This window comes from Acinetobacter sp. ANC 4204, from assembly GCF_002135205.1.
In the GTDB taxonomy this organism is placed as follows: domain Bacteria; phylum Pseudomonadota; class Gammaproteobacteria; order Pseudomonadales; family Moraxellaceae; genus Acinetobacter.
This window is the reverse complement of the sequence record NZ_NEFZ01000010.1, coordinates 69,987-84,945: the sequence shown is the minus strand read 5'-3', so window position 1 is coordinate 84,945 and position 14,959 is coordinate 69,987. Positions and strand designations below refer to the sequence as shown.

Below are 14,959 nucleotides of genomic sequence, written 5' to 3'. Positions count from 1 at the left end.
TTTATACGCGCTCAATAACCAGGGCGAGACCTTGTCCCACACCAATACATAAACTGATCACAGCATATTTTTTTCCGCTACGTTGTAATTCACGTGCTGTCGTTAAGGCAAGACGCGCTCCAGAGGCTCCCAGTGGATGACCTACTGCAATGGCACCGCCATTTGGATTGACGCGTGGATCATCAAAAGTAACATCCAAACCTTTTAAACACGCCAATACCTGAGGTGCAAAGGCTTCATTGATTTCAATGATGTCCATGTCATCCAAAGTAAGGTTGGCACGTTTAAGCGCAAGCTTAATCGCATCTACCGGACCAGCACCCATAATGCGCGGTTCGATCCCTGCCGCACCGGAAGACAGGATTTTGGCCATCGGTTTGATTCCTAGTTTTTGTTCAGCGGCAGCAGAACCAATGATCAGCGCAGCTGCACCATCATTGACACCAGATGCATTACCCGCAGTCACCACACCATCTTCAAATAAGGGCTTGAGCTTTTGTAAAGCTGTAAAATCCGAACTTGGACGTGGATGCTCATCGGTTTCCACCAGTTTTGGTGGCAATTTACGCCCTTGAGCAACCTCAACACCTACGATTTCACCGGCGAAAAAACCTGCTTGTTTGGCAGCCTCATATTTCGCTTGGGAAGCGGCTGCGAAACGGTCTGCATCTTCACGCGTTACATCGTATTCAATCGCCACGTTATCGCCAGTTTTAGGCATCGTGTCATCACCGAACTGCTTTTCAATCGCCGGGTTTGGAAAACGTGCACCGATAGTTGAATCAAAGACTTTAAAATCACGGCTGAACGGGGTTTCCGATTTGGCAAACACAAAAGGAGCCCGAGACATGGATTCCACGCCTCCGGCCAGGATGACATCACCTTCCCCACAGCTAATTGCACGTGCAGCATCTATCACCGCAGCAAGGCCAGAAGCACATAAACGGTTAACAGATTGTGCCGGAGTTTTTACATCTAGACCTGCCAATAAGGTCGCATGACGCGCAATGTTACGGCTGTCTTCACCGGCCTGGTTAGTATTTCCCAGAATCACATCATCAAATATATTGGCTAGAAGGTGGTTCTTTTCTACCACCGATTTGATCACATGCGCTGCTAGATTGTCTGGACGGATAGAAGATAAAGCTCCGGCATGACGGCCAAATGGAGTGCGCAGACCATCGTAAATATAAGCATTTAACATATTTTAATCCTTTAAATCGTTGAGGTATGAAGCAAAGACAGGTTTAATCGGGCGCGACGCTGCAACCATGGACTTGGACGGTAACGTGGATCACCTGTGTTCTTCGTAATACGTTCCAGAATCTGCAGAATACGTGATGAACCCAGTACGTCCCCCCATGAGATCGGACCATGTGGGTAGCCCAAACCAAGTTTCACTGCCTTATCAATATCTACTACAGTTGCAATGCCTTGTTGTGCGATATCGCAGGCCAGATTGATTACCATGGCCAATACACGCTGCGCGACAAATCCCATGCTTTCATCAATCACACTGACGCCATGGTCATTCGCAGAAAAGATGGCATGTGCCTGATCAATGTAGACTTTATCAGTGGCAATCGATGGCATTAAAGTGCGATGTTTGGCAAAGTCAGTCAGCATATCAATACTGATCGCATGCGTTGCATCTACCCCAAAGCGCAGAGCTGCAGTCGTCGTATCTTCACCATAAGTAGCAAGTAAAATTAAGCTGTCTGCAGCCGGTTGCTCGGCTGTATCTAAAATTAATCCTTGTGCTTGTAGATAATTTCTTAGGATGATTTCATCCTGTTCTAAATCTGTTTTCATCCAGACTGCATTAAATGTTGAAACCTGAGGCACCGCCTGATGAGGTTCTTCATTGATTTTGACACCATCTACATATTGGTAGAAACCTTCACCGACCTTACGGCCAACTTTTTTCCCTGCCAGCATCTGACGGGTTAAAGCGCTCGGACGGTAACGAGCTTCCTGATAAAACTGATTGAAAATGGATTCCATCACCGGATGAGAAACATCTAATGCCGTCAGGTCGAACAGCTCGAGTGGCCCCATACGGAAACCCGCACCGTCACGCAAAATCCGGTCAATTTCACTGACTGAAGTCACACATTCACCCAGTATTTTGAGGGCTTCTGTACTGTAAGCCCGACCGGCATGATTCACGATGAATCCCGGTGTATCTTTGGTACGTACACCAAAATGTCCCATCTTTTGTGCCAGCTCAAGCAAATCAGCGACCACGTGTTCATCGGTTGCCAAACCAGCAATCACTTCAACAATTTTCATCAGTGGAACCGGATTGAAGAAATGGAAACCTGCGATACGTCCCTGATGCTGACATGCAGATGCAATCGAAGTCACGGATAGTGAGGATGTATTTGAAACCAGAATGGTTTCTTTAGCCACAATCCCTTCAAGCTGTTTAAACAAAGTTTGCTTGATTTCCAGATTTTCAATAATCGCTTCTACGACCAAATCAACGCCGGCAATCTCTTCAATGGTTTCCAACACAACCAATCTGGCTAAGGTATCCACAAGCTGCTGTTCGGTTAACTTGCCTTTAGCCGCCAGTTTATCTAAGGTTGCTTTTAATTTTTCCAAGCCTTGCTCAGCAGCGCCAGGTTTGGCGTCAAATAAACGGACCTCAACACCCGCCTGTGCTGCAATTTGCGCAATGCCCATTCCCATTACGCCTGTGCCAATCAAGGCCATTTTTTGAATCGTCATGACTTATTTTCCTTGATACTGAGGGCTGCGCTTTTCGAAAAAGGCATTGATGCCTTCTTTCTGATCTTGTGTATCAAACAAAATCTGGAAGGCTTTACGCTCTAATGCCAAAGCACCATAGAGTGGCATATTTGCGCCTAAAGTCGTCACTTCTTTAATTTGCTCAACTGCAATCGGTGAAAATTGGGCAATCTGTGTCGCCACTTCAATTGCTTTTGCGATCGTTTGATCATCCTCGACCACTTCAGAGACCAAGCCAATTTTGTCAGCTTCCTCTGCAGAAAAAATCTTGCCGGTTAACACGATTTGCATGGCTTTAAACTTCCCTACCGCGCGCAGTAAGCGCTGTGTACCACCTGCACCCGGCATTAGTCCTAATTTGACTTCAGGCTGACCAAACTGGGCTGATTTTCCGGCAATGATGATGTCTGCATGCATGGCAAGTTCACAACCACCACCCAATGCATAACCATTCACTGCGGCAATAATCGGTTTAGGGCAATCAATAATCGCCTGCCAGTACTGTTCTGTATGGCGTAAATGCATATCAACGGTTTTTGCCGTGGTGAAATCACGGATATCCGCACCTGCTGCAAACACTTTTTCACCACCTGTAATGACAATTGCGCGGACTGAATCAGATGCTGCGAGCTGTGCAAACGTTGCAGCAAGTTGTTGGCGTAGCTCCAAATTCAGTGCATTTCGGGCCTCTGGGCGATGTAGCTCGACAATAGCCACACCATTACTTTGAATATCCAAATTCAAAATTTCTTTATTCATAACAACTCACATGTTTCGCATAGCGGTTTTAATAAATCAAATATACTTGTTTTTTTTAAACATTAAAGCCCTATATATGTAATTTCGATTAAATAATGATGTTTTTAACTTAAAATAGCGCTTATCAAATACCGCACAGCGGTATTTGATATCATATTTGTTGCATTTATATTTTCATTCTGTCATATTGGTTTCATTCCAAGACAAGTAATCATCACTCTCTGATGCCAGTGATGACGAGTTTGATTTATTAAATACAAGGATTTGAAAATGATTCGTGATCAAGAAACATTAAATCAGCTGGTTGATATGATCCGTCAGTTTGTTGATGGCGTTCTTATTCCTAATGAAGAAATTGTTGCGGAAACCGATGAAATTCCAGCTGAAATCGTTCAGCAAATGAAAGAACTGGGTCTTTTTGGCCTGACAATTCCTGAGGATTATGAGGGTCTTGGCCTGACCATGGAGGAAGAGGTTTATATTGCATTTGAATTGGGACGTACCTCTCCTTCTTTCCGTTCACTGATCGGTACCAACAATGGGATCGGTTCATCAGGCTTAATTATTGATGGCTCCGAAGAGCAGAAACAGTATTTTCTGCCACGTCTGGCAAGTGGTGAAATTATTGGTTCATTCTGTTTAACCGAACCTGATTCCGGTTCAGATGCGGCCTCTTTAAAAACGACTGCCGTAAAAGATGGTGATCATTACATTTTAAACGGTACCAAGCGTTACATCACCAATGCACCACATGCAGGTGTCTTTACTGTAATGGCACGTACCAGCACTGAAATTAAAGGTGCAGGTGGAATTTCAGCCTTTATCGTGGACAGTAAAATACCGGGAATTTCTCTGGGTAAACGTGACAAGAAGATGGGTCAAAAAGGTGCACATACCTGTGATGTGATTTTTGAAAACTGCCGAATTCCAGCTTCTGCACTCATTGGTGGTGTTGAAGGTGTGGGTTTTAAAACTGCAATGAAGGTACTTGATAAAGGCCGTATTCATATTGCTGCATTAAGCGTGGGTGCTGCTACACGCATGTTGGAAGATTCCCTGCAATATGCTGTTGAGCGCAAACAGTTTGGTCAAGCGATTGCGAACTTCCAGTTGATTCAAGGTATGTTGGCAGACTCTAAAGCCGAAATTTACGCAGCAAAATGTATGGTGTTAGATGCTGCCCGACTTCGTGATACTGGACAGAATGTCAGCACGGAAGCATCTTGTGCCAAGATGTTTGCCACCGAAATGTGTGGCCGTGTCGCAGATCGTGGCGTACAAATCCATGGTGGTGCCGGTTATATCAGTGAATATGCAATTGAGCGTTTCTACCGTGATGTACGTTTATTCCGTTTATATGAGGGTACTACGCAAATTCAGCAAGTGATCATTGCCCGCAACATGATTCGTGAAGCAACTCAATAATTTGAATAACAATGATTGAGTTTTTCTAAAAAGATGGGATTGGCAATTTAAGTACACCTTGAATACTAATCCTGTACTTTTGATTGTCAGGATATGCAACAGGAATTATCTGATCTGTCCTTGTTTAAAACGGATCATTCACGACAAAAATGGATGTTATTCATATGCAAGAGCAAGAAATCGAACGCGAAGCAATGGAGTTTGATGTCGTTGTTGTTGGTGCAGGACCTGCGGGACTGTCTGCTGCAATTAAGATTCGTCAATTAGCCATTGAAAATAACCTGACAGACCTCTCCGTCTGTGTCGTGGAAAAGGGCTCCGAAGTCGGTGCGCATATTCTTTCGGGTGCTGTACTAGAACCACGTGCGATTAACGAATTATTCCCGAACTGGAAAGAAGAAGGTGCACCTTTAAATGTTCCTGTAACGGAAGATAAAACCTATTTCTTGATGTCGCCTGAAAAGGCACAAGAAGCCCCGCACTGGATGGTGCCTAAAACCATGCACAATGATGGCAACTACGTGATCTCTTTAGGTAACGTGGTCCGCTGGTTAGGTCAAAAAGCGGAAGAACTTGAAGTTTCGATTTTCCCGGGCTTTGCCGCTGCTGAAGTACTTTACCATGCAGATGGTACAGTCAAAGGCATTCAAACCGGTGATATGGGCATTGGTAAAGATGGTGAACCTACCCATAACTTTACTCCGGGCTATGAGCTGCATGCCAAATACACCATTTTTGCTGAAGGCTGTCGGGGTCATTTAGGTAAGCGTCTGATTGCCAAATTCAATTTGGACAAAGATGCAGACCCACAGCACTACGGTATCGGCATTAAAGAACTTTGGGAAATTGATCCTGCAAAACACAAACCAGGTTTGGTGATGCACGGTGCTGGTTGGCCTTTAAGTGAAACAGGTTCTTCTGGCGGTTGGTGGTTATACCACGCCGAAAACAACCAAGTGACTTTGGGCATGATCGTGGATTTATCTTACGAAAATCCACACATGTACCCATTTGCAGAAATGCAGCGCTGGAAAACCCACCCATTGGTGAAACAGTATTTGGAAGGTGGCAAACGCATTTCTTATGGTGCACGTGCCGTGGTGAAAGGCGGTTTCAACTCTTTGCCTAAATTCACTTTCCCGGGCGGTTCTTTAATTGGTGATGATGCAGGCTTCCTGAACTTTGCTAAAATTAAAGGCTCTCACACGGCCATGAAATCTGGCATGTTGTGTGGCGAAGCAGTATTTGAAGCAATTGCTGCTGGCGTTGAAAAAGGTGGTGATCTTGCGATTGCCCGTGTAACCGAAGGTGAAGACTTCTTCTCCAAAGAACTCACAGCTTATACTGAAAAATTCAACAACAGCTGGTTAAAAGAAGAGTTATACAACGCGCGTAACTTTGGTCCAGCGATGCATAAATTTGGCACGTTCGGCGGTGGTGCATTTAACTTCATCGACCAAAACGTATTTAAAGTGCCATTTACACTGCACGACTTAGTACCAGACTTCAGCACATTAAAAACCGTTGATGCAGCAACAGTTAAGCCTAACTATCCAAAACCAGATGGCAAATTGATTTTTGACCGTTTGTCATCAGTGTTCGTTTCAAACACCGTGCATGAAGAAAACCAGCCTGCACATTTAAAACTGGCTGATGCATCAATTCCTGTGAACGTGAACTTACCCAAATGGGATGAGCCTGCTCAGCGCTACTGCCCTGCGGGTGTTTATGAAATCATGGAAAATGATGATGGCTCTAAACGCTTCCAGATTAACGCCGCAAACTGCGTACACTGTAAGACTTGTGACATTAAAGATCCATCTCAGAACATCACTTGGGTAACACCGGAAGGGGGTGGTGGTCCAAACTATCCGAATATGTAAGATTAAATATTAGATTAAAAGTAATTTCCCATTACCTTACTTTTAGTCGTATTTAGATAACATAAAAGATTTGTATGGATCTGTTACCAGAGACATTTGATCTAATCGTTCGAATGTTATTTTTTTAGGTAATCCTAGTCCCCTCGGGGGCTAGGATTAAAATTTTTGTTTGATATTAAAGTAATTTAAATAATTCCTGAAGTTTGTTGATAAACCAAGTTCGAGCGTCTAAGTCATCTCGATGATTGTACCAATTGACACTGACATTAAAGGGCTTAACTGAAAATGGTAATTCAAAAATATTTACATCACCATTTCGCGCATATACTTTTGCGGCACGAGAAGGCAAAGTTACCAGCAACTCAGAACTCGTTATGACATCTTGTAATACACTAAAATGAGGAAGTTCAAGCATAATTTTTCTTGTTAAGCCTGATTCTTTTAGTCTTTGATCTATTTCGATATGACCTGTTGAAGACTTAACTGCCGCATGATTTTCTTGGAGGTACAGTTCTAAACTGAGCTGATTCTTAACACGCGGATGGTGTTTGTGTGCAATGCACATGTAGCGCTCTTCAAATACATTACGCGATTCAATTTTAGGCATAACAGTATAACTGCTATTAAACACAGCAACATCTAAAAAACCGTCAATCAGCCAATCCTCGACTCGATCAGATTGAATTTCCTCCACCTCTATCTTAATAAAAGGTGCTTCTTTAGAAAGATATTGAATCAATGAAGGTAAAAGACAGATTTCACCTAAATCAGACAACCCCAAACGAAAGATTCGGGTAGATGTTTTAGGATCAAACTGTTGCGAAGCTGTAATCGCCATTTCAATATCGGTAATAGCTTGTCTAAAACTCGGATATAGACTTTGCGCCAACTTGGTTGGTTTGACACCAAATTTATCACGCTCAAACAAAGCATCATTAAGATATTTACGTAGGCGATTGAGGTTATAGGTGACTGAGGGTTGGCTCAAATTTAAGCGATCAGCAGCATGGCTGATATTTTTAGTTTCATAAATAATAATAAAAACTTTAATAAGACTTAGATCGATCATTTTTTTCTTATCTCGATAAAATTAGGGAGGCGTACCTCCCCCAATTTTTTGCTATTAGGCTTCTACAACTTTTGCGTTTAATTTTGCTTTTTTTAAACGAAAGTGAATCATAGAGACACTCATCACGGCAATGATACAAGGAATGGCTAATGCAATAAAATTATAGTTAATAGGTAAGCTCAAGCTTAATAACCAACCACATAAAATCGGCCCTAAAATTGCACCTAAGCGACCAACACCTAAAGCCATACCTAAGCCTGTTGCACGAATGTTGGATGAGTAAAATTGCGACATAAATGCTAACAGTAAAATTTGTCCACCAATTGAAGCCGCACCCGCAACAGCAATACAGAAATATAGAATGACAGTAGGTAAATTGTAACTGAGTAATATTAAAGCAATCGCACCACTAAAAAAAAGCGTACATAAAACTTTGGCTAAATTGAAACGATCTGCAAAATAACCACCACAAATTGCCCCAAGCATACCACCAATATTTAAGGCGAGCAGAAAAACAAGGCTCGTAGATAGATCATATCCAGCTTCCACCATTAATTTCGGTAACCAATTCCCTAAGGCATAAACTAAAACGAGTGCCATAAACACACTGCCCCAGAATAACAACGTTACCATACCCCGATTCTCTGCAAATAAATCTTTTACAGGAGATTTAGAAGTTGACTGGTTGACTGGATGTAGACCGATTTGAGTTTTTTCTGTATAGGAAATACTACTATCAATTTTCTTCAGAATTTGAATTGCTTTTTCTGTTCTCTTTTGGCGAACCAAATAATCGATGGATTCTGGTAAAAGCATCCAAATCATTGGTACCAGTAATAGTGGTAATCCGCCTAAAATAAACATGATCTTCCAACCAAATTGAGGAACCAGCCACATTCCCAATAAAGCTGAACACATTCCACCAACAGCATACCCACTGAACATTAATGAAACTAAGGTTGAACGTAGCTTTTTAGGAGCATACTCCGTCATAAGTGCAATTACATTTGGCATAACACCGCCTAAACCGAGACCCGCCAAGAATCGAAAAATTGCAAATTCTTGTGGACCCGTTGCATATCCGCAAAGCAAGGTAAAACTACTAAATAAACAGATACATAAAATAATTAATTTTTTACGGCTGAATCCATAACGTTCTAATTTATCACTCAAACTACCAAAAATAATGGCACCAAACATCATGCCAAATAAAGCGACACTGCCAAGAAAACCAGCTGTAATGCTATCAATTTTCCATTCTGCCATCAGTTTGGGTAATGCTACACCGTATATTACTAAATCATAGCCATCAAAAATGATGATGAGTGCGCTAAGCAAAATCACACGCCAATGAATCGCTTTCAATTTAGCATGATCAATAATTTCATTTGCATTTATCGTTTGCATAGTTGACCTCCCTGGTCATATTCCCATGTTTTGTAATTTTTTTCCTTTAATCAAACGTGCCTGTTTAAGCCATCAATTTCCTTCTAAACAGGCACTGTTGATTTTTCAATCTTTTCCTTTAAGCTGACATTTCTGTTTGCTCTAATTTATTCTTTAATTCCACTTGGGCTGTCTGAATATCATTTTCCAGCGAGTGTTGCCACAACCAATCAAAACGATGCGCTAAATGTTTCCCTACAGAATCGAAATCTGAATACTTCGATGAATAGAGCTCATAAATTTCGCCAGATTCTCGTGAGGTATTTTGAACTTTTACAGCACGGTCTAAACGGATTTGCTCATAAACCTCAGAAACAAGTTTGATTGATTCAGAATTGAGCTCAGAATTTTCCAATAATTTTGCTAAAATTAAAGCATCTTCAAGGCCCTGCCCTGCACCAGCACCTTGATGCGGTAACATGGCATGTGCAGCATCGCCAATTAAAATTACATTCTTATTTTTGTTCTTATAAGTCGTTAAAGGCTGGATTTCATGTAAAGCCCAAATTGTTGGCGACTCGATGAGGTCTAATAAAGCTTTGCAGCTGTCACTCCAGCCATCAAAATCAGCAAGCATTTCCTGTTTTGAAACAGGGAATGTCCAAGGTGTATTTTCTGCTAAGGCAGTTTGAGTGCGATCAGATTTGAAAGCTACGATATTGATCTCTTCACCCTGACGGATCGGGAAAGTTAAAATATGCTTGTCTTTACCTAAAAACATTTGTGGAACATCAGCAATTTCTACATCGTTGCCTAATTTTTCAATCGCATTTTTAAAATCTTGGAATTTAATAATACCTCGATATGCCCACGTTCCAGAGAATTGCGGCTCAACACGCACTAATTCGTTTGAATCAAGCACATGATTACGTATAACAGAGCGAATTCCATCACAGCCGATCACATAATCAAATTCAGCTTGTTGACCATCAATGAAAGTAATCGTCACTTGATTTTTATTGGCTTCAATTTCTTGTACCCGTTTATTAAAATGTACATTAGTTAAAGGGACTAAAGGAATTAAAGTATCGAGGAAATCTGCGCGGTGTACAGAGGACTGACCAACTTGATGTGCAATGGAAGCAGATAAATACTCATCTGTATAGCCATTTCTCCATTGAAACCAAATATCCGTATATGGCGCTTTGACCTTATCAGCAATAGCTTCGTACTCTTGGCTTAAGCCTAATAACTGAATTGCTTTAACTGCATTGGCGCCAAAAGAAATACCCGCTCCAATTTCAGAAAATTGAGGTGCGGCTTCAAATAGATGTACATCTAAATTCGTATTTTTGACCAATTGAGTCGTGAGTGCTAAGCCAGCAATACCGCCACCAATCACCGCAACTTTAATCTTCTTGTCCATTTTTAGCATTCCTTACTAAATCGCTTAGATTTCTATGATTGGTTATTTTTTAGGATAAATCCAATTTATATTTTTTTACCTATACTATCTATTTTTTTGATATTTCCTAAAAAAGTCGATTTTTAAGTTTTTATTATTTAAATTTATTTTCAATTAAATCAATAAATTATCAAGTATATTTTGATTGATCCACTCATTCAAAAAAGTGTTTTGATTAAAAATTTCATATTTAATTAGGAAAAATGGATATGAAGCTTAAAAAGGATGACTATGTTATTACCCCAAAAAGAAATATCAATCTAGACTATATTTTAACTATAAAAATATCGATTTTTATAATTAATAATTTGAGAGTAAATTCTAAATTTAGAGGATTACTTAGTCTTTTTATTAAGTATTTTACTCATAGGAACCTTTTTTAATTAAAACTTGGTATGCCTCGATTAATAAGCAAACATGTAGTTTTTTTTCTATTTAATTTGTTTTATTTAAGCAAGTTAAACTTTATTAATTAGCTGATTTTTGGAAAAGCTGATTACTTATTACAGGAAGTTATAGTATGAACCGTCAACAAATTGATGCTCTCGTAAAAGAAATGAATGTCGACACAGCGACTGGCCCTGTTAATGCTCGTGTACAACAAATTGTTGTACGTTTACTTGGTGATCTATTCCAAGCTATAGAAGATTTAGATATTTCACAATCGGAATTATGGAAAGGTCTGGAATACTTTACCGATGCTGGTCAGGCCAATGAATTAGGGCTTCTTGCTGCAGGTTTAGGATTGGAACATTATCTTGATTTACGTGCTGATGAAGCTGATGTTAAAGCTGGTATTTCGGGCGGTACTCCACGTACCATCGAAGGTCCGCTTTATGTCGCTGGTGCACCTGAATCTGTAGGTTTTGCTCGCATGGATGATGGTTCTGAAACAGACAAAATCCCAACATTGTTTATTGAAGGTACAGTAACAGATAGTGATGGCAATATTATTGAAGGTGCCAAAATTGAAGTTTGGCATGCCAACAGCTTAGGTAACTATTCATTCTTTGATAAATCACAATCTGACTTTAACTTACGTCGCACAATTTTGACTGATGCTGATGGTAAATACCTAGCACAAACCACAATGCCTGTTGGTTATGGTTGTCCACCGAATGGTACAACACAATTTGTACTCGACAAACTTGGTCGTCATGGTAATCGTCCTTCTCATGTGCATTACTTTGTCTCTGCTCCTGGTTATCGCAAGTTGACAACACAGTTCAACATTGAAGGTGATAAATACCTCTGGGATGACTTCGCATTCGCAACACGTGATGGTCTAGTGGCAACTGCTGTCGATGTAACAGATGAAACTGAAATTACTCGTCGTGGCGTAAAGCAACCATTCAAACATATCACATTCAATGTTGAGTTAGTGAAAGAACAGCAAGGTGTTCCGACGACAGAAGTTGTACGTCGTCGCGCTATCGCTTAATACAATGAAGACTGGGATGTACACTAATAGTTACATCCCATATTTTTATATCTCATACATAATCTCAAAAAACTCCTATATTGTTTCATGAGATAAGTTATACTCACTTTGTTCTCAATTGAAACAATATAATATTTTTCGATAAATATTTATGTATGTATATTAGATACATACAACCAATAAATCAATTTATGACAGATAGATTCAATACATTACATCCCAGGTACAGTATCTCATATTTCAGAAATACTGTATTTTCAAAGGTTACTAGTAATGAATGACCGTGCGAATTGATTTGCCCTCGTGCATCAAATCAAAGGCTTCATTAATTTTATCTAAAGCCATGGTATGCGTGACGAAAGGCTCTAATTGGATATCACCTTTCATTGCATCTTCAACCATACCTGGAAGTTGAGTACGACCTTTTACACCACCAAAAGCACTACCCATCCATTTTCGACCAGTAACTAGTTGGAATGGTCGAGTTGAAATTTCCTGACCTGCACCAGCAACACCAATAATCACTGATTGTCCCCAACCACGGTGAGCACATTCTAAGGCTGATCGCATAATATTCACATTACCAATACATTCGAATGAATGGTCCACACCCCAACCAGTCATTTCAACAATCACTTGCTGAATAGGCTTCTCATAATCCTTTGGATTTAAAAAATCAGTTGCGCCAAACTCTTCCGCCAACTTGAATTTGTCAGGATTCATATCTACGACAATAATACGACCCGCTTTTGCCTGACGCGCACCTTGTACGACAGCAAGACCAATACCACCTAAACCAAAGACAGCAACGGTATCTCCTTCCTGAACCTTAGCAGTATTATGTACTGCACCAATACCAGTTGTTACACCACAACCAAGTAAACATACATGCTCAGGGTTAGCTTCAGGATTAATTTTAGCTAAAGAAACTTCAGCTACAACCGTATATTCACTAAATGTTGAACAACCCATATAGTGATAAATCGGTTCACCATTATAAGAAAAACGTGTTGTTCCATCTGGCATTAGACCTTTACCTTGAGTTGCTCGGACGGCTACACAAAGATTGGTTTTACCTGATTTACAGAATAAGCATTCACCACATTCAGCGGTATAAAGTGGAATAACGTGATCACCAGGTTGAACACTAGTTACGCCTTCACCAACTTTAACAACAATACCCGCACCTTCATGTCCAAGTACTGCTGGAAATACACCTTCAGGATCATCACCTGATAAAGTAAACGCATCGGTATGACATACACCTGTATGAGTAATTTTAACCAATACTTCGCCTTTTTGTGGTGGGGCAATATCAATTTCAACAATTTGAAGTGGTTGTCCTGGCGCAAACGCCACAGCTGCACGTGATTTCATAAATTTCACCTTTGATACTATTTTAAATATGATTTGAGGATTCTACTAACTTCAATTAACTCTTCATTTCGTTCACTTTCAGTCGAATCACCCGATACCAAAGTATCTTTTAGATGTATCTCCAGAAGTTCAGTCATTAATCCATTCATTGCACCTCGAATTGCACAGATTTGTTGCAAAATAGAGGCGCAAGGCATATCACCTTCAAGAGCATTTTCAATTGCTTGCATTTGCCCTTTCATTTTCTTAATGCGTAGCAAGATTCTTTTTTTATCTTCAACTTGTTTAGGCATATTTTCATACCATTAATAAACTATACTGGGGTATAGTACTATAAATGGTAAAAAAAACAAATTAATTATAAATAATAAAGTAAATTTAATGTGGTAATTAAGTTGAAAATACAAATTAAATTAAATAGTTAAGATTATTTTAACTAAATTTACTTTTCTCTGATAAGGCCATGAGTGTATCAATCACATAACGTAACCCTGGTAGTAAAAAGGGTGTACGCGGCCAAATAATACTAAGTTTTGTAGGGTCTGGATTAAACTCAGGCAATATGATTTGCAATTTATTCTCTACAATGTGTTCTTTTATTAAGGAGAGTGGGAATTGCATGATCCCAGCGCCAAGTAAACAAGCATCTACCATTGCATCACCATCACTGATTTGATGAAAGGGCTTAGGATAAAATCTGACATCTTGTAAATTTTCATTTTTGAGCAACCAACCCAACGGGGTTGCTCCTCGCCAAGCAACTAAACATTGATGCTGATTTAAATCGTCCAGTGTGTTTGGAATTCCATTTTTTTTCAAATATTGTGTAGACGCACAGAGTACAAGCTGTTGATCATTTAAATTTTTGGCAACTAAATCCAAACTATCTTTTACCTCACCAAACCGAATAGCTAAATCAAAACCTAGGTCTTGTGGGTCAATAACTTTATCATTAAAAGTAATAATAAAATTTAATCTCGGATGTTCAGAAGACATTTCCATCAAGATGGGAATCATGACCTTCCGACCAAAAGCGGAAGGCATATCAATTCTTACAATGCCATTAGGAGCATTGATATTCGCTCGCAAAAGGTTTTGTGCAGACTCCAAAGTTTGTAAGGCATCCAAACAACTTTTTAAATATCCCTCACCTTCAGTCGTTAAGGTGATCTTTCTGGTATTACGATGAAATAATGTAATCCCGAGATTTTCCTCTAGGCGACTTATACTTTTCCCAATAGTAGATTTTGAAACGCCTAATTCTTCTGCAGCATTGGTAAAACTCTTTTGCTGTGCTGCAGTAATAAAATAGATCAGACTTTTAAAAGAATCTAATGAAATGGAAGACGACATAATGAGAATGGTCCTAAAGAAGTGAATCTGTTTAATACACCATTTAA

Annotated in this window: 12 protein-coding genes; 3 read left to right on the top strand and 9 right to left on the bottom strand. The window is 40.0% G+C overall.

What is annotated here, in order from left to right; genetic code table 11:
* Position 1 precedes the first annotated feature (1 nt).
* From B9T36_RS16620 to B9T36_RS16610, 3 genes are read right to left on the bottom strand one after another with little or no spacing between them, the layout of a single operon-like run.
* A complete protein-coding gene (locus B9T36_RS16620; protein WP_086210562.1) occupies positions 2-1,204 on the bottom strand; it encodes a 3-oxoadipyl-CoA thiolase in 1,203 nt (400 codons plus the stop codon).
* Between the two features lie 11 nt (positions 1,205-1,215).
* Positions 1,216-2,733, bottom strand: a complete 1,518-nt coding sequence (locus B9T36_RS16615; RefSeq protein ID WP_086210561.1) for a 3-hydroxyacyl-CoA dehydrogenase — start codon at positions 2,731-2,733, stop codon at positions 1,216-1,218.
* 3 nt (positions 2,734-2,736) lie between these two features.
* The gene (locus tag B9T36_RS16610; protein WP_086210560.1) at positions 2,737-3,513 is read right to left on the bottom strand and encodes an enoyl-CoA hydratase; all 777 of its coding nucleotides are present in this window, start codon (positions 3,511-3,513) and stop codon (positions 2,737-2,739) included.
* A 270-nt stretch (positions 3,514-3,783) separates the two neighbouring features.
* Here B9T36_RS16610 and B9T36_RS16605 point away from each other — a divergent pair, with 270 nt between their 5' ends.
* Both B9T36_RS16605 and B9T36_RS16600 read left to right on the top strand, forming a co-directional pair.
* Complete coding sequence (locus B9T36_RS16605; RefSeq protein WP_086210559.1) at positions 3,784-4,938, top strand: acyl-CoA dehydrogenase family protein; 1,155 nt, start codon at positions 3,784-3,786, stop codon at positions 4,936-4,938.
* 164 nt (positions 4,939-5,102) lie between these two features.
* Entirely contained in the window at positions 5,103-6,821 is a 1,719-nt protein-coding gene (locus tag B9T36_RS16600; protein ID WP_086210558.1) for an electron transfer flavoprotein-ubiquinone oxidoreductase, read from the top strand.
* Between the two features lie 175 nt (positions 6,822-6,996).
* On the opposite strand, the gene B9T36_RS16595 is transcribed toward B9T36_RS16600, so the two are convergent.
* The 3 genes from B9T36_RS16595 to salA form a co-directional block, all read right to left on the bottom strand.
* Positions 6,997-7,890, bottom strand: a complete 894-nt coding sequence (locus B9T36_RS16595; RefSeq protein WP_086210557.1) for a LysR family transcriptional regulator — start codon at positions 7,888-7,890, stop codon at positions 6,997-6,999.
* A gap of 54 nt (positions 7,891-7,944) precedes the next feature.
* Positions 7,945-9,297: an MFS transporter gene (locus tag B9T36_RS16590; protein ID WP_086210556.1), complete on the bottom strand. Its 1,353-nt coding sequence runs from the start codon at positions 9,295-9,297 to the stop codon at positions 7,945-7,947.
* A gap of 118 nt (positions 9,298-9,415) precedes the next feature.
* Entirely contained in the window at positions 9,416-10,702 is a 1,287-nt protein-coding gene (gene salA / locus B9T36_RS16585) for a salicylate 1-monooxygenase (protein WP_086210555.1), read from the bottom strand.
* 559 nt (positions 10,703-11,261) lie between these two features.
* On the opposite strand from salA, the gene catA reads away from it, so the two are divergent.
* The gene (gene catA / locus B9T36_RS16580) at positions 11,262-12,182 is read left to right on the top strand and encodes a catechol 1,2-dioxygenase (RefSeq protein WP_086210554.1); all 921 of its coding nucleotides are present in this window, start codon (positions 11,262-11,264) and stop codon (positions 12,180-12,182) included.
* A 267-nt stretch (positions 12,183-12,449) separates the two neighbouring features.
* On the opposite strand, the gene B9T36_RS16575 is transcribed toward catA, so the two are convergent.
* The 3 genes from B9T36_RS16575 to B9T36_RS16565 all read right to left on the bottom strand — a co-directional run bounded on the left by B9T36_RS16575 (position 12,450) and on the right by B9T36_RS16565 (position 14,912).
* Entirely contained in the window at positions 12,450-13,559 is a 1,110-nt protein-coding gene (locus tag B9T36_RS16575) for an S-(hydroxymethyl)glutathione dehydrogenase/class III alcohol dehydrogenase (protein ID WP_086210553.1), read from the bottom strand.
* A gap of 17 nt (positions 13,560-13,576) precedes the next feature.
* A complete protein-coding gene (locus B9T36_RS16570; protein WP_086210552.1) occupies positions 13,577-13,852 on the bottom strand; it encodes a metal/formaldehyde-sensitive transcriptional repressor in 276 nt (91 codons plus the stop codon).
* A 139-nt stretch (positions 13,853-13,991) separates the two neighbouring features.
* Positions 13,992-14,912 (bottom strand): LysR family transcriptional regulator, encoded by a 921-nt coding sequence (locus tag B9T36_RS16565; RefSeq protein WP_086210551.1) that lies wholly within the window; start codon positions 14,910-14,912, stop codon positions 13,992-13,994.
* Positions 14,913-14,959: the final 47 nt, after the last annotated feature.